Genomic DNA, 14,046 nt, shown 5'->3' with positions numbered 1-14,046 from the left:
CGTGGTGGCTCAGAAGCGAGGTGAGCGAAAAGGGGTCCAGGTGGGTCCGGAATGAGTGATCTGGCCTGCTCGGCGTGGGGCGTGGGCGTGTACCTGGCAGGTGACCAGCTCGGCACTGGAGTCCGTGAACGGATGACGACCGAGGTCACCGATCAGGCGGAGTCCCCATGCACGAACCGAACGACATCACCGACCAGCGGCTACGGGTCGGATCGCTGTTCTCCGGATACGGCGGCCTCGACCTCGCCGTCGAAGAAGCCTTCAACGCCCGAACCGTGTGGTTCTCTGAGATCAACGAGCCTGTCGCCCGCGTCTTCGCCCACCACTGGCCCGACGCCCCGAACCTCGGCGACATCACCACCATCGACTGGAATCAGGTTCCGCCAGTGGACGTCCTCTGCGGTGGGTTCCCCTGCCAGGACGTCTCCACCGTCGGCAAACGCGCCGGCCTCGCCCCAGGAACACGTTCCGGGCTCTGGGCGAACATGGCTACCGCGATCGACGCGTTGCAACCTGAGTGGGTTGTCATCGAGAACGTCCGCGGGCTACTTTCCTCGCCCGCGATCCGCCCCGTTCAGGAAGGAACCGACGATGAACGATGCAACCCCGAAACCGCAACCCCCGGCAAGGCAACCCTTCGCAACCTGGAACTCGATCCTTGGGGCTTGGGAGACGAGTCAGCTCGACCTCTTCGCGCGCTTGGCGCCGTTCTCGGAGACCTGGCCGACCTCGGCATGGATGCACGATGGATCGGTCTACCCGCTTCCGCGATCGGCGCACCACACCCAAGATTCCGGATCTTCATCCTCGCTCACCGCACTCTTCCGCACTCCGCTCGCATCGGACTCGTCCAGGGGCGGCGAGACCCTGGATCAGGTGAAAGCTCGCCGCGGGACGATCGCGCTCAGCCATCAGGTCATCGACCTCGTACTCAACCACGGACAGCCTTCACCGGAGAAGGCGGCAGAGTTGATCGCGGACTTCTTCGACGCTGGGGACGCTACGCCCCAGCCATCGCCCGATGGGAACACATCACCGGACGAACAGCCCCAGCCCCCGCAATCCTGAACGAGGGGGCTGGTCCACGACCAGCCCCCTCGTTCGTGGAATGGCTCATGGGCTTGGACGAAGGCTGGGTCACGGACCAGGAGCTTGAACTGACCAACACGCAACAACTCACCGCGCTCGGCAACGGCGTCCTGCCCCCGACAAGCCGCGGCAGCATTAGACGCTCTACAGCATGACCATACGACCTGAAGTCAGCGATGTCTGGAGCCTCATTGACGCCGTGATGTTTGGGCACGTCATCGGGGCAACAGTATCGCTCGGGTGTAGTTGGCCCTCACATGCCGGCTCAGGGCACCGCGACTCAGTCGCCTGAGCTTCAGTAAGTCGGCGAAGAGTCCTACCGACTCGGTGGCTCGGTCGGACACACAGGGCGATATCACCGTCACCGCACGAGACGACCGATCGCCTGGGAAGCCTCGCGGATCTTCTCCTCCGCGATGTCGCCGCCTGCCCTGGGGTATCGACAGGTTCAACTGTATACCCTCCTGGGGTATTCCGTTCAAGGCGAAATGAGGGAGCCGATGGACCAGCAGGACACCGATGTGCTCATCATCGGCGCGGGGTGGCGGGCCACGCGGCGGCGATGACGTTGCGCCACGAAGGTTTCACCGGAACGGCCTGCATCGTGCACGACGAGACGACCGCACCGTACAACCACACTCTGGTGGACAAGGGCATCCTCCCGGGCCTACTCGCCCTGAACAAGCAGCTCTCCCGAACCTCGAACTACTGGACGCACCGTTTGTGCAAGGCCGTGCCACCGGAATGGATCGAGCAGAAAGTGTCGTCCATTCGGAGGGTGGGGGGACCCTCCGATTCCGCGCACTCGTCGTCTCCGCGGGCGGCACGCCGCAACCGACGATGGGTGATGGCGTCGGCGGAGTGTTCACGCTGCACAGCGCATTCGATGCCGTTCGTATCCGCGAGCACATCGGCACCGAGTTCGCCGGCCCGTGACCGGGCTCGGGGCCGGAATCGTGGGGACGGAAGCCGCAAGCGTGTTCGCCGGTGCCGACGTACGCCTGGTTGCTCGGGCAGATTTGCCTCTCCAAGCGAGCCTGGGGGAACCGATCGCTGCGCAGCTGCGAGGTCTCCACCTCATGCACACAGATTTTCGGCCCGGAAGGGTGGTGCAGGCGGTGAAGAGGTCGAGCCGGGGCGTCGAGGTGCGTCTCGACGACGGAACCCGAGTACGTGCTTCTAAAACTCGAGCAAGCCGCTTAGATCGTTGATTTCCCGGGTATATCGAGGGATATCTGCTTGAGTACTGGCATGAAGTTCAGGGTGCGAGATCGCACCGTGCGAGCAATCACTCGCAGAGCTGGAGGGCGTCGAACCCTCCCCGTCATCCCGCTCTAACAAATACCTCCGGTTCGACTTCGCTGCTGTTAGTTCAAGCGCCGCTGAAGGTGGACGGTGACTTCGTCGCCATCGTCCTTGTGGATGCGCTTGCGGATGGTTGCGGAGACCGGGAGCTTGTGGGTGCCGTCACCCAGTGCCATGAAGGCACCCTTGAAAGGTTCTCCGTTGACGGTGCCCTCGACTTTCACGAGACCTCGGGTGCCGAATACGGTCGCCGAGTCTGGCAGTTGGACGCAAGTCCAAGTGTCTCCTTCGCGGACCTTGCCGAGGATGGCGGTGAAGGTGATGTCGAGCGGTTGTGGTTCGCGTGTCATGTCGATGCTCCGTTTCAGATGAAGAGGCCGACGAGGAGGCCGATGATGATGAGCTTGGCGATCCAATCGGCGAGGTGGATGGCCGCCACGGGGACAGGCGTGTTCTCGTGCACCACGCCTCCGAGGAGCAGGACCAGCGGCAGTAATGACAGGGCTAGACCCAGCAGAGCGCCCGGCCCCGCGCCATGCCAGTGTGCGGCGATCAGGAGACCGGCCAGGAGGCAGGACACGATGAGACTGCGCAGCACGACGAGCAGCATCTGGACTGCGATCGGGATGCCGGGCCTTGCGGTGCTCCGACTCGTGATGAGGCGTGACACCGGCGGCACCGCGTACAGGGCCGCGCTGGCGATGAATGAGACGACTGTCGCCAGAGCGACTCCCAGGATGACCATGATTTGCCTTTCGGTACGTTCGAGTACTTAATTACACTAAGGATCCTATTCAGTCCTGTCAAGTACTAAACTGTGGTCGTGGTCGAAGAACGAACGCCCCGAGGGCGCCCTCCCGGATCGAGCGGGGATGAGCTGCTCGCGATCGCGCGCGCGGTATTCCTCGATCGGGGATTCGCGCGCGCCACGATGGACGAGGTCGCGTCACGAGCGCACATCTCCAAGGCGTCGCTCTATCGCGCGCACAGGTCGAAAGCGGCCCTCTACGCGGCGGTCGTTTCCGACTGGGCTGCAGCCGGCCGTGGCGCGATGCGTCCAGCGCTGAACCAGCTCGTCCAGGGTGAGGATCCTGAAAGCGACCTCATCGAGCTCGGGGCTACGATCCGGGCCGGCGTCCTCAGTCCCACCGTCCTGGCAATGCGCCACCTGGTGAGTAGTGAGGCGGAGGCTCACCCCGAGGTCGCGGCGACGTACTTCGCGGAGAGCTGGGAACGAAATATCGATGACCTCGCGGACGCATTCCGTGATTTGGATCGACAGGGCAAGCTGGAGATTGACGACCCACGTGCCGCTGCAGACGAGTTCACCTGGCTGGTGATCGGTGCCGCGCTCAACGCGGCCCTCCTCAAGGGCGACGTTCCGGATGCGCCTCCCCGGCTTGCCTCCGCCGTCGCACTGTTCCTTGCCCGGTACGCCCCCGACACCAACTGACTCGTTGAGATCCGGCGGGTCGTCCACATGGGTAAACGGTCTCGCCGCAACCGTGCGGACGATGTGGCAATCCACCTCGCACTCCGCGAAGCCGGGGTGATGCTCGTCTCGGCCACCGAGAACATCGTTGGTAGACCTGAGTAGAGTGAGAAATTTCCCTCGGCGGTCAAGAACTCTTGCAATCGGGCTGTCGGGACATGCCGTTCGAGCCTACGCCCGTCCGACTCTTGGCCGGACCGAGGAGATGACCGACCTTTCCGCTTCCTAGCCAACGTCAGGCGGGTTGAGGAGGCCGAGCACTGTGCTGACAATCAACTCGGGCGCATCAGCTGGGTCGAGGCGGCCACTGGCAATCTCGGCCGATGCGCCGTGGAGAATCTGTTGGAGCACGGCGATAAGCCACGAAATCGGCATATCAGTCCGGAACAAGCCTTCGTCGCAGCCGCGACGAATGAGCGCCTCGACTCGTCTGGCCGGGTCAGCGTGAAGCTGCCGGATGCGCGCCGGTGAGAGTTCATCCTGGGCAGCGGCGATAATCGAGCGCGCTTGGTCGACCAGACGCCAGCTGCTGTGGATTAACCGAGTGAGCGCCTCGCGTGGATCCCCGTCGAGGTCGACAGAGCTCAGGGTCTGCTCGCCATGCTCGATGACTCTCGCGACGACAGCATCAATGAGCTCGGGGCGTGAAGCGAAGTGGCCGTACAAAGTGACCCGTCCGAGCCCTGCTTCCTTGGCGATGTCCGCCATGGTCGCGTTCGGACGGTTCCCTAGGCAGGTGATCGCGGCGTCAAGGATGCTCTCGACGTTCCGCATGGCATCGGCACGCTTGGCGGTGGGCCGTGGACCGTGGACCGGCAACTATCATTGCGACCTCGTTTCTCAAACACGCGTGTACGAGTTATAGTAACAGGGTACAACTCAAACACCCATGTTTGACTTAGGAGAACGCGATGTCGACCACAAGAGAACAACTCGATGCCAGCGACGGGACCCATCCAAAACGCTGGCTGGCATTGGCCCTGCTGGGCACGGCGCAGTTCATGCTCATCCTCGATGTCACCGTGGTTGCGGTAGCGCTGCCCCAGATGGGTGCCGATCTGGATCTGTCGCGCGAAGCGTTGACCTGGGTCGTCGCCGCCTACACAGTGGCCTTTGGCGGGCTCATGTTGCTGGGCGGGCGTAGCGCGGACCTATTCGGTGCCAAGCGGATGGTGGTCGCCGGTTTGCTCGTATTCGTTGCCGGCTCGCTCGCTGCCGGCCTGGCCGACAACGTCACCTTCCTGCTGGGAGGTCGCGTTGCTCAAGGGATCGGCGCGGCCATACTCTCACCCGCAGCACTCTCGGCCGTCGTGCGGCTATTCTCCGGGGACGAGCGCAACCGTGCTCTGGGAATCTGGTCGGCACTCGGCGGTGGCGGAGCGGCCGTGGGAGTGCTACTCGGTGGTCTCATCACGGCAGGTCCGGGATGGCCTTGGGTGTTCTTCATCAACGTGCCTGTGGGCGCGATCGTCCTCATCGGCCTCCTGCGCGTGCTGCCACCGCTGCCACCTATCTCCGGGCGCGGCGGCCTGGACGCCGTAGGTGCGCTTCTAGTCACCGTGGCGACTGGCCTTGCGATCTACTCCCTGACCGTCGCGGGCGATGCTGGCTGGGTTTCAACGCAGACACTCATCTCGGCCGGAGCAGCGGTCGTGCTCTACCTCCTCTTCGGTTGGCGGCAAAGGACTGCAGCGTCCCCGCTCATGGACCTCGGCCTGCTCACTCGGCGGCCGGTGTTCACTGGTGTGTTCGTCATCCTCATTGCCACAGCCCTCATGGTTGCAGTGTTCTTCCTCGGCACCTTCTACTTCCAGCAGTCCGCAGGACACGGACCGCTGGTCACCGGGCTCCTGTTCCTGCCGGTGGCTCTGGCCACCATGATCGGCGCCAACCTCGGCGGACGACTCATCGGACGTATCGGTGCGCGCAAGCTGGGTGCCATCGGGATGATCATTGCCGCGGTCGGGTTGCTCATACCTGCCCTCTGGGTGACAACACTGGCCACGACCATCGGCATCAGTTTTGGCGCGTTCGGTATCGGGACTCTCTTCATCGTCGCTTCCGCCACCGCACTGGGCCAAGTCGCTCCGGAGGAAGCCGGCATCGCCTCGGGCCTGCTCAGCACCTTCCATGAGTTCGGCGCATCAATCGGAGTCGCAACCGTCTCCAGCATCGCCGCCCTCAGCCTCGCCGGCGGTGGCAACGCGGGATTCCAACAGGCCTTCCTCGTCGCAGCCATCGCAGCCATCGTCGCGGCAATCATCTCCAGCATCATGATCCCGGCAAAACGTTGATGCGACTAAGGAAGGGGCCATTCACAAAATGGAGCTGGCGGCTGGCAACGCACATCACCCGATCGACAAGCTTCACTGCGGACCGTCCCGGTCAGGCTGTGTGCGCACTCCGAGCTCTTCAAGGACGCTTGGGTTGGTGACGAGTCGTCACGACGGCCGGATGCTGCCTTCCGCAGTACCCGGATGATATTCTCCTCAGGTGAGTTCTCCTGAAGCATCCAGAGTCGGGCTGCCGGCCTTCCGGTAGCCCAAGATGCTGATGCGTTGACACCACCCGGTTGAGACGACTCCAGAACACCCAGTAGCCATACTCGCGGCCGGCTGTTCTGTTGATTCGCGTCCGAAGTACGGAAGTGCCGTTCGAGCACCCTTTCCCAACTTCTCACTTCGGAGCGTATTTTCATGCCCATTTTGCTGTATCTCCTCGCTGTCGCCGTCTTCGCGCAGGGAACCTCAGAGTTTCTCCTCGCAGGACTCCTGTCCGGTATCTCATCTGATCTCGGCGTGACCATTCCGCAGGCGGGGCTTCTCACATCCGCATTCGCTGTTGGCATGGTGGTGGGAGCACCCGTCATGGCTGCTCTCGGTCGTAACCTGTCACCACGCTGGACGCTGTCCGGCTTCCTCGCCGTCTTCATCGCCATGCACGTGGTCGGTGCGATGACGGACGACTTCTCCGTGCTGCTGACAACCCGTGTCATCGCTGCTCTCGCCAACGCCGGCTTCCTCGCGGTGACCCTCTCGACGGTCACCACGATCGTTGCCCCGGAGCGGCGAACCCGCGCTCTCGCCGTCGTGCTTGGCGGAACAACAGCCGCGCTGATCGTGGGTGTTCCCGCCGGTGCGCTCGTCGGATCGCTCTGGAGCTGGCGAACCGCTCTTCTCGCTATCGCGGTCATCTCGCTGCCTGCACTCATCGCTGTGCTCGCGGCCACTCCGACCAGACTCGACCAAGCCGATCACTCGCGCTCGCGGGGGACGCTCCGTACCGAGCTACGAACCCTCCTGAGCCCGTCCCTCCAGACGACAATGCTGCTGGCGGTCCTGGTCAACGCCGCAACGTTCTGCACGTTCACCTACCTCGCACCCCTCGTCACCGATCAAGCAGGCCTGGACGAACGTGTGGTTCCTGTTGTGCTCGCCCTCTTCGGTGTCGGGGCTTTCACGGGAGTGACGACGGCGGGAAGGCTCGCCGACCGCTACTGGCGTCAGATCCTGACCTTCGGCGGTATTGCTCTGCTCGTGGGTTGGGTCCTGTTGGGAACCACTGCGGTGCATCCCGTTGCCCTGTTCGGTTTCGTCTTCCTCCAAGGCGCGTTGTCGTTCGCCGTGGGCAGCACCCTGATCGGCCGAATCATGGCCGTGGCTCTGGAGGCGCCGACCATGGGGGGCTCTTACGCGACCGTCGCGCTGAACCTCGGTGCCATTCTTGGCCCAATCCTTGGCGGCATCGCTTTCGGAGCTTTCGCGGAGCAAGGTCCTGTCTTTGTGAGCGCTGGCCTCGTTGTCGCGGTGCTTTTCGTATGGGCGATGCAGGCGCAATCGATCCACCGTACCAACACCTCGCTGAAGCCGTAGAAGCAGGAGTTCAGGGGTGACGCGGGATCGCGATGTCGGCTGACAGTGCAGGACATTCGTTCTGCTTCGAGCCTGTGGTGGCTCGAAGCAGAACGGTCTGCTCTGTGGTCGCGCCGGTCGCGTATGACTGCATCAAGCTGATCTTCGTGAGATCAGGTTCAGCCACGCTATGCAGCGAGGTCGGGCAACATCGCATCGTGGCCGGCGATGTGGTGCTTCTCGCCTCGAACACTCTTTGCGGAAGCGAGCCACGGGACACGATCACGGTCACGACCCTCTATCTGGACCGCGATTACCTGACCGATCAGGTGTTCTGGCAGCTCTCCGCTATTCTCCGTGATCGGCACGAAGCGGGACTGCTCATCGACGCCGTCTACGCCGACCCTCTCCAGGTGATTCATCTTGGAGAGGACAGCGCAGGAAAATTCGCACCGTGGCTGGATGAACTCGTCGCCCTCAGCAGTGATCGTGGGCAACAGTCCCGCTTCTATCGGATGCAAGCATTACTTTTCGCTGTCCTGGACGTGATCGTGCCGCATATCAGCGTGAGCGTAACCCGCCGGCCTGCTGTGCAACGCAGAGCAACCGCTCCCGGCACGCCGCGACAACGCCGGTTCCTCCCGCTGCGTCGCGAGGCCCACCACGTCGCCAACTTGATCCGCGAAGCCCCTGAACGCGATTGGACTCTGAATGAACTCGCTGAGACCGTGTATCTGTCCGCATCGCAACTCGGCCGAGTGTTCGCGGAGGCATACGGGAAGTCGCCGATCGCCTACCTAACCATGGCGAGAGTCGAACGCATGGCCGCTCTCCTGCATGACTCTGATGACTCGATCGCGTTAGTTGCCCGTCAAGTTGGATGGGCAGATGCGGATCACGCTGCCCGGCAGTTTCGCCGGAGCGTCGGGGTTCCGCCAAGCGAGTATCGACACAGCGTCCGGAGGGCAAGCCAGTCTGAGCGTTCCGTCTGATCTACGCATCCACCCAGACGATTTCAGCGAAGTCTCGTTCTCCCGCGTGTCACGGTTGCTGTGATCGCGTAGACCGGATGTGAAGCGTCGGGTTCGTCGCGGAGCCTGACGGTCGCCGCGTTTGTTCTGACGTCCGTCCTCCTGATCCTCCTGGCGTACCTCATGGTCGCAAGGGTCACTTCTGTTCTGGTGGCCCGCCAGGAGGGAGGTCATCATGGCGACGACGGAGGAGGCTCGGGCTGCGCGGGATGCGAAGCTCGATGCTCTGCATGAGCGCTTGACTGGTGCTGTCGAACGGCTGGTGTCGGGTGAGGACTGGAAGCGTGCGCTCGAGTTCGCTGCCCGGTTCCGGTCACGCTCGTTCAACAACACGCTGCTGATCTGGGCGCAGCATATGGATGCGTTCGAGCAGGGACGTGTTACGGAGCCGGAGCCGTCGTATGTGGCGGGGTTCAAGCAGTGGCAGACCCTCGGCCGACAGGTCGCGAAGGGCCAAGCCGGGTACATGATCTACGCCCCCGTGATGGGTCGGTTCGCGACGTTCACTCCGGCGGATGCGGGGTCGTGGCGCCGACTTGGGAAGTTCGAGAAGCCGAAGCCTGGCGAGGCCGCGCGGTCGAACATCATTGGTGCCCGACCGGCCTACGTGTGGGACGTTTCCCAGACGCATGGGGAGCCGATCCCGGAACGCCCGGCCCCGGTGTTTCTCGAAGGCGAGGCACCGGCTGGGCTCTGGGATTGGCTCGCAGCGCTGGTGGAGGCTGAGGGCTTCGCGGTGTTGCGGGTGCCGCATGAGGGCATGATCGGCGGCGCGAACGGCTTAACCGACTACACGGCGAAGACCGTCGCGGTCCGGGAGAATATGCCGGACGCCGCGCAGGTAAAGACCCTCGCGCACGAGCTCGCCCACGTGAAGCTCCACGGGCCAGGCAATCCGGAGGCGTCGGGACATCGCGGGATCGGTGAGGTCGAGGCTGAGTCGGTCGCTCTGATGGTCGGTGCCGCTCACGGGATGGACACCAGCGAGTATACGATCCCGTATGTCTCGGGGTGGGCGGGCACGGTGAAGGATAAGAACCCGGCAGAGGTGGTGCAGGCCACCGGTGAACGAGTCCGCAAGACCGCCGGGACGATCCTCGACGCACTACCCACGGTGCAGGTCGCTGCAGGTGATCCTCCGGGACTGGTCCGTGAAGCCCGGCCGGCGGCACGACCTGAATGCGCGACGGCCCAGAGTGCCGATGCCACCCGGTCGACGCGATCGGCGACTCCGGCGGCGAGAGGGCTGTGATGGATACCGCAAGCCTGCTCGCGTCGGTTACTGGACGTTCTCTACCGGACGCCGCCACATTATTCGCTCGTGCCGGGGTGCCGGTGTTTCCGTGCGTGCCGGGCGAGAAGCGACCGCTCATCAGGCATGGTTTCCACGAGGCGACGAGTGATGCGCGGCAGGTCGCGGCGTCGTGGCGGCGGTGGCCGGCCGCGAACATCGGAATCCCGACCGGTGGCGTCTCCGGGCTGGAAGTCGTCGACGTGGATGTGAAGGCTTCAGGTTCGGGGTTCGCCGGGTTTAACAGGGCGCACCGGGAGGGTCTGGTAGCGGGGTGGGAGGTGTTGGTGCGGACGCCGTCGGGCGGGATGCACGCCTACTACCCGGCGCACCGTGACCGGCACCAACCGTCATGGCAGGCCGCCGGCGCGCATGTCGATTTCCGGGGCAACGGCGGATACATCATCGCGCCACCCTCCGTCGTCCAGGTGACCACGGAGCTGCGTGCGTCGTATGTGCTGATCACCGGGTCGAACTCCCCAGGGTCCCCAGTGAATGCTCCTGCTCTGCGGGAGTTCCTAGACCCCCGCCCCAATCCCGCTCTCTTGCGAAATTGGGGACGGTTGACGGCTTCCGTTGCTGCTGACCCGGAGCGGCTCGCAGCCTGGATCACGGCCCGCGGCGAGGGGGAACGCAATCGCGGGCTGTTCTGGGCTTCCTGCCGTCTCTCCGAAGCCGGCATGAGTCTGCCTGAGATGCACGACGCCCTCGCGCCGGCTGCAGAACATGCAGGGCTCTCGCCGCGGGAGATCACCGCAACGATCCGTTCCGCCTACCGCGCCACCCACACCACCTCTGCCACCTCTGGGGGTTCTGGGCGCGATGAGATACCGCGCCGTATGGCACGGTCCAGTAGCCAGGTGCTCTCATGAACCCCGCACCCGTGGATCTCGTGCGCAGACGTGGCGGGCGCCTGGCCGTCGTCACCGCAGTCGCCGGAACAGTGTTCATCGCTGCCGGAGCTTTCTGGTTGTCCTTTACAGCGTTGGCTGATCTGGCGCACCGGTCGGGAGTATCAGCGAGCCAGGCGTGGGCGTGGCCGTTGATCGTGGACGGCATCATCGTCGTCGCGACAGTCGCCGTCGTCGCCCTCGCCGCGCAGAAGTCGGCCTGGTATCCGTGGCTACTCCTCGGAGCCGGTGCCGTGGTCTCGGTGACGGCGAACGCACTCCACGCCGTCGTGTCTGCTGACGCGGATGTGCCGCCGATACTGGCCGCCAGCGTCGCGGCCGTCCCGCCGCTGGTGCTGCTCGCGATCACGCACCTGACCGTCATCCTCACCCGCCCCCTCCACCTCGAACCGGTCGAGCTCTCTCCTGAGACCGAGTCCGACGGTGTGACTGATGCTGATGCCGCGGAACTCGTGGTGGCGCGGCCCGTGGGTCGCGAGCTGGCGGTGGCGCTGCGGGGCGATGGCTGGTCGAACAAGCAGATTGCCTGGCAGGTCGGAGTGCACCCTTCCACCATCGGCAGATGGTTCCACACGCCCGCACTTCCCAGCACCGATGACAAGGAGACACCATGAGCACCGACCAAACACCAGAGACCATCGACCGCCCAGCGAGCGAGAAGCCCGACGTGCCGCGTGCTGTTGAGGACAACGAGGAACTGTCGCGCCACGGCGACCCGTCCCTCACCAAGCCAGACCCGACAAAGAAGGCGGAGCGGAAGCCCGGCCGGGGCGTCGTATGGACCCGACCCACAGACCTGCTCTCCCACGCAGGCGGGCGAATATCGGGGTGTGGGATCGACTTTCAGGCCGAACTCACTCGCCGCACTCGCCGGGTCACCGTCCAAGCGGCCGCAACGCGCCGGCACGCGATCAGCGAACGTGCTCACCGCTTGTCGCCCTTGTCAGCATTCGGAAACCGGAGAACGCCGCCAGCCCAGTCAGTGGGGCGTCCGGGGATCGGAACGCGGTGAGCTGATCATGATCACCCCCAGCATCATTGCATCGTGGATTACTGGGGGTGGTGTGTGCACCTGCCTGTCAGGAGGTGCCACACCCATGACAACCACGAGCACACAGCAAGGCCAGCGCCGACAGGGTTTCGAGAACTCCGAAGGACTCCGCACTCTCCTCACCCGCCTGCACGCTCAGGGACGCGGGGCATGGCGAGCCGACCCCGAGGTCACCGCGCTCATGCGGCACGCCGCCGAGAAGTACGCGGCGTTGGCGAAGAAACATGGCTTGGACCCGTGGGAAGCCGTCTCGGCCGCGTTCGACGCGATGCGTGCCCCGTCAGTGCGGAAGGCCGATGATCCGTGGGCGATGGTCACCCGCGCCGTGCAGGTCACCTGCATCGCGGAAGAACGCGCCAACGGGCTCTTGTGTTCGGTGCATCAGGCCAGGCGGCCGCGCTTCTCCGTGTTTCATGACGCGGAGCGGTTCAGCGACCGCGAGAACCCGCTCACCGACTATCACGAAACGTTCCGCATCACCCCGTTCGATGATGACGATGAGGAACAAGCGGACGGCTTCGACGGGATAACGAGCGTCGAGTCAGCGGTCGAAGACGCGATCGACCTGTTCACCCTGATGGGCTGGTCCAGTACCTCGGCACGAGGCGGAGTCGAGTACATCTGCTCCCGCCTGACCGATTCCGCGTCGCGCCAGTCCGCGTTCGAGGCGCTGCGCCGCGACTACCCCGCCCGCGCACTCTTGGATCTTCCCAGCGCATCGTGGCTGGGGATGCTGCGGATCGTGCTCGGCAACCCCGACCCCGATCTCGCGCACACCGACGCCGGCCGCGGTGTCCTCTTGCGTCTCCTCATCGGCGAATCACTTCCCGCGCTACTCAATGATGATGCTTTGCTTGCCGAGATCGTCATGGTGACGCCAGAACATCCGTCGAGGTGGGGTCGTGGCTAACAGTCCTGGGCATATCGAGCTGGAACGCTCACTCGACTCCATCACCGTCGGCCGTCGCCACCGCACCGACCTCGGCGATCTCGACGCGATGATCGAGTCCATCCGCCGCGAAGGACTCCTCCAGCCGATCACGATCACGCCCGAGGGTGCGCTGGTGTGCGGTGCCCGCCGGCTCTCCGCGCTCCAAGCATTGGGGATCAAGACGGTGAACGTCTGGGTGCGATCCGGGATCACCGACCGGCTCGGGCAGCTCCTCGCCGAACAAGACGACAACGCCCTCCACAAGCCCCTGACCCCGACTGAGCAGGCAACCCTCTATCGGGAGCTGAAGACCGTGATGGCTGAGGATGCAGCCCGCAGGCAGGTCGATTCACGGTTCGTTGCGGGCGGTCACAACCCGAGAGTTGACGGTGGTGCCAAATTGGCACCACCGTCAGAATCGGCGGGCAAAGCCCGTGCGCAGGCGGCTCTTATGGTCACGGGACGCAATGCCTACACAACTCTGGAACGAGTCGGACGTCTCCAAGATCTGGCAGGCGACGCTTCCCAGCCCGAGCATGTACGCGCAGCAGCATCGGCGGAGCTGGAACGGATCGATGCAGGCGCCGGTGTGTACTCAGCCTTCCAACGAGTGAATGCGGAAGCCACGCTGACCGAGCTGGAACAACTCGCTGTGAACCCCGACGCATCCCCAGCCGAGCAAGCCCACGCCCGCGCAGAAGCCGCGCGGGTTCGCGCGGAGGAACCGACCGTGCGGGCCGCCGACCTGGAACGGTTAGCCGCGGACGCACTCGCCCGTGTCCGGGCATCAGGAAAGAAGCCCCGAGGGAAAACACCTCTGGTGCTTCCGGGCGGATGGGAGCGGCGAACCTTGCGGGCGTTCGTGCTCACCTGGACGGACCTCATCGAGTGGTGGGAACACTTCGATGTCGAGGAAATCGCGGCCGGGCTGACGGATGAGCAGTGGGAGCAGTTCACCGCGACCGTTGCCGGCACTGTCGCTTTCGCTGAAGCTATCGAGGTTGCGCGACAGGATTCCTCTCGCCGCACGGCCTAACCAGGGGGCTCGGGTGCGGGGTGTGCACCTTCTAGGCGACAACCCTGTTCGTCGTCTT

16 protein-coding genes are annotated in these 14,046 nt (G+C 64.3%); 13 read left to right on the top strand and 3 right to left on the bottom strand.

The window, feature by feature from the left end:
- The first annotated feature begins 167 nt into the window (after positions 1 to 167).
- From K323_RS0102420 to K323_RS30810, 3 genes are all read left to right on the top strand, one after another.
- The gene (locus tag K323_RS0102420) at positions 168 to 1,244 is read left to right on the top strand and encodes a DNA cytosine methyltransferase (protein ID WP_022883696.1); all 1,077 of its coding nucleotides are present in this window, start codon (positions 168 to 170) and stop codon (positions 1,242 to 1,244) included.
- Between the two features lie 589 nt (positions 1,245 to 1,833).
- A complete protein-coding gene (locus K323_RS0102410) occupies positions 1,834 to 2,025 on the top strand; it encodes a hypothetical protein (RefSeq protein ID WP_022883694.1) in 192 nt (63 codons plus the stop codon).
- Positions 2,022 to 2,300 carry an FAD-dependent oxidoreductase gene (locus tag K323_RS30810; protein WP_425402256.1) on the top strand — a complete coding sequence of 93 codons (279 nt, stop codon included), beginning with the start codon at positions 2,022 to 2,024 and terminating at the stop codon, positions 2,298 to 2,300. Before K323_RS0102410 ends, K323_RS30810 begins: the two co-directional genes overlap by 4 nt.
- A gap of 156 nt (positions 2,301 to 2,456) precedes the next feature.
- On the opposite strand, the gene K323_RS0102405 is transcribed toward K323_RS30810, so the two are convergent.
- Positions 2,457 to 2,744, bottom strand: a complete 288-nt coding sequence (locus tag K323_RS0102405; protein ID WP_022883693.1) for a DUF1905 domain-containing protein — start codon at positions 2,742 to 2,744, stop codon at positions 2,457 to 2,459.
- Positions 2,745 to 2,758: 14 nt separating this feature from the next.
- Entirely contained in the window at positions 2,759 to 3,139 is a 381-nt protein-coding gene (locus tag K323_RS0102400; RefSeq protein WP_022883692.1) for a DUF1761 family protein, read from the bottom strand.
- 78 nt (positions 3,140 to 3,217) lie between these two features.
- Here K323_RS0102400 and K323_RS0102395 point away from each other — a divergent pair, with 78 nt between their 5' ends.
- Positions 3,218 to 3,847 (top strand): TetR/AcrR family transcriptional regulator, encoded by a 630-nt coding sequence (locus K323_RS0102395; protein WP_033372370.1) that lies wholly within the window; start codon positions 3,218 to 3,220, stop codon positions 3,845 to 3,847.
- A gap of 264 nt (positions 3,848 to 4,111) precedes the next feature.
- Here the strand turns inward: K323_RS0102395 and K323_RS0102390 are convergent, their stop codons facing one another.
- Positions 4,112 to 4,660: a TetR/AcrR family transcriptional regulator gene (locus tag K323_RS0102390; protein WP_051147185.1), complete on the bottom strand. Its 549-nt coding sequence runs from the start codon at positions 4,658 to 4,660 to the stop codon at positions 4,112 to 4,114.
- A 137-nt stretch (positions 4,661 to 4,797) separates the two neighbouring features.
- Here K323_RS0102390 and K323_RS0102385 point away from each other — a divergent pair, with 137 nt between their 5' ends.
- The 9 genes from K323_RS0102385 to K323_RS0102345 all read left to right on the top strand — a co-directional run bounded on the left by K323_RS0102385 (position 4,798) and on the right by K323_RS0102345 (position 13,988).
- Positions 4,798 to 6,180 carry an MFS transporter gene (locus K323_RS0102385; RefSeq protein ID WP_022883689.1) on the top strand — a complete coding sequence of 461 codons (1,383 nt, stop codon included), beginning with the start codon at positions 4,798 to 4,800 and terminating at the stop codon, positions 6,178 to 6,180.
- 402 nt (positions 6,181 to 6,582) lie between these two features.
- Positions 6,583 to 7,758 carry a Cmx/CmrA family chloramphenicol efflux MFS transporter gene (locus K323_RS23840; RefSeq protein WP_022883688.1) on the top strand — a complete coding sequence of 392 codons (1,176 nt, stop codon included), beginning with the start codon at positions 6,583 to 6,585 and terminating at the stop codon, positions 7,756 to 7,758.
- A 146-nt stretch (positions 7,759 to 7,904) separates the two neighbouring features.
- Entirely contained in the window at positions 7,905 to 8,729 is an 825-nt protein-coding gene (locus K323_RS0102375) for a helix-turn-helix domain-containing protein (protein WP_245570904.1), read from the top strand.
- A gap of 214 nt (positions 8,730 to 8,943) precedes the next feature.
- Positions 8,944 to 10,020 carry an ArdC-like ssDNA-binding domain-containing protein gene (locus K323_RS0102370; protein ID WP_022883685.1) on the top strand — a complete coding sequence of 359 codons (1,077 nt, stop codon included), beginning with the start codon at positions 8,944 to 8,946 and terminating at the stop codon, positions 10,018 to 10,020.
- The gene (locus K323_RS0102365) at positions 10,020 to 10,931 is read left to right on the top strand and encodes a bifunctional DNA primase/polymerase (RefSeq protein ID WP_026851135.1); all 912 of its coding nucleotides are present in this window, start codon (positions 10,020 to 10,022) and stop codon (positions 10,929 to 10,931) included. Before K323_RS0102370 ends, K323_RS0102365 begins: the two co-directional genes overlap by 1 nt.
- Positions 10,928 to 11,584, top strand: a complete 657-nt coding sequence (locus K323_RS0102360) for a DUF2637 domain-containing protein (RefSeq protein ID WP_022883683.1) — start codon at positions 10,928 to 10,930, stop codon at positions 11,582 to 11,584. The genes K323_RS0102365 and K323_RS0102360 overlap by 4 nt, the downstream gene beginning before the upstream one ends.
- Positions 11,581 to 11,982 (top strand): hypothetical protein, encoded by a 402-nt coding sequence (locus K323_RS28690; protein ID WP_022883682.1) that lies wholly within the window; start codon positions 11,581 to 11,583, stop codon positions 11,980 to 11,982. The genes K323_RS0102360 and K323_RS28690 overlap by 4 nt, the downstream gene beginning before the upstream one ends.
- Before the next feature lie 85 nt (positions 11,983 to 12,067).
- On the top strand, positions 12,068 to 12,931 hold the full coding sequence (locus K323_RS0102350) for a hypothetical protein (protein WP_022883681.1): 864 nt from the start codon (positions 12,068 to 12,070) through the stop codon (positions 12,929 to 12,931).
- A complete protein-coding gene (locus K323_RS0102345) occupies positions 12,924 to 13,988 on the top strand; it encodes a ParB N-terminal domain-containing protein (protein ID WP_022883680.1) in 1,065 nt (354 codons plus the stop codon). The genes K323_RS0102350 and K323_RS0102345 overlap by 8 nt, the downstream gene beginning before the upstream one ends.
- Positions 13,989 to 14,046: the final 58 nt, after the last annotated feature.

Source organism: Glaciibacter superstes DSM 21135 (assembly GCF_000421145.1).
Classification (GTDB): Bacteria; Actinomycetota; Actinomycetes; order Actinomycetales; family Microbacteriaceae; genus Cryobacterium; species Cryobacterium superstes.
The sequence above is the reverse complement of the archived record's forward strand: the minus strand, read 5'-3'. Positions and strand labels throughout refer to the sequence as shown.

Excerpts from the sequence above, each read along its gene's own strand:
- K323_RS0102420 (WP_022883696.1), top strand. The coding sequence starts at position 168 with ATGCACGAACCGAACGACATCACCGACCAGCGGCTACGGGTCGGATCG.
- K323_RS0102410 (WP_022883694.1), top strand. The coding sequence starts at position 1,834 with ATGGATCGAGCAGAAAGTGTCGTCCATTCGGAGGGTGGGGGGACCCTC.
- K323_RS0102405 (WP_022883693.1), bottom strand. The coding sequence starts at position 2,744 with ATGACACGCGAACCACAACCGCTCGACATCACCTTCACCGCCATCCTC.
- K323_RS0102400 (WP_022883692.1), bottom strand. The coding sequence starts at position 3,139 with ATGGTCATCCTGGGAGTCGCTCTGGCGACAGTCGTCTCATTCATCGCC.
- K323_RS0102390 (WP_051147185.1), bottom strand. The coding sequence starts at position 4,660 with ATGCGGAACGTCGAGAGCATCCTTGACGCCGCGATCACCTGCCTAGGG.
- K323_RS0102385 (WP_022883689.1), top strand. The coding sequence starts at position 4,798 with ATGTCGACCACAAGAGAACAACTCGATGCCAGCGACGGGACCCATCCA.
- K323_RS23840 (WP_022883688.1), top strand. The coding sequence starts at position 6,583 with ATGCCCATTTTGCTGTATCTCCTCGCTGTCGCCGTCTTCGCGCAGGGA.
- K323_RS0102370 (WP_022883685.1), top strand. The coding sequence starts at position 8,944 with ATGGCGACGACGGAGGAGGCTCGGGCTGCGCGGGATGCGAAGCTCGAT.
- K323_RS0102365 (WP_026851135.1), top strand. The coding sequence starts at position 10,020 with ATGGATACCGCAAGCCTGCTCGCGTCGGTTACTGGACGTTCTCTACCG.
- K323_RS0102360 (WP_022883683.1), top strand. The coding sequence starts at position 10,928 with ATGAACCCCGCACCCGTGGATCTCGTGCGCAGACGTGGCGGGCGCCTG.
- K323_RS28690 (WP_022883682.1), top strand. The coding sequence starts at position 11,581 with ATGAGCACCGACCAAACACCAGAGACCATCGACCGCCCAGCGAGCGAG.
- K323_RS0102350 (WP_022883681.1), top strand. The coding sequence starts at position 12,068 with ATGACAACCACGAGCACACAGCAAGGCCAGCGCCGACAGGGTTTCGAG.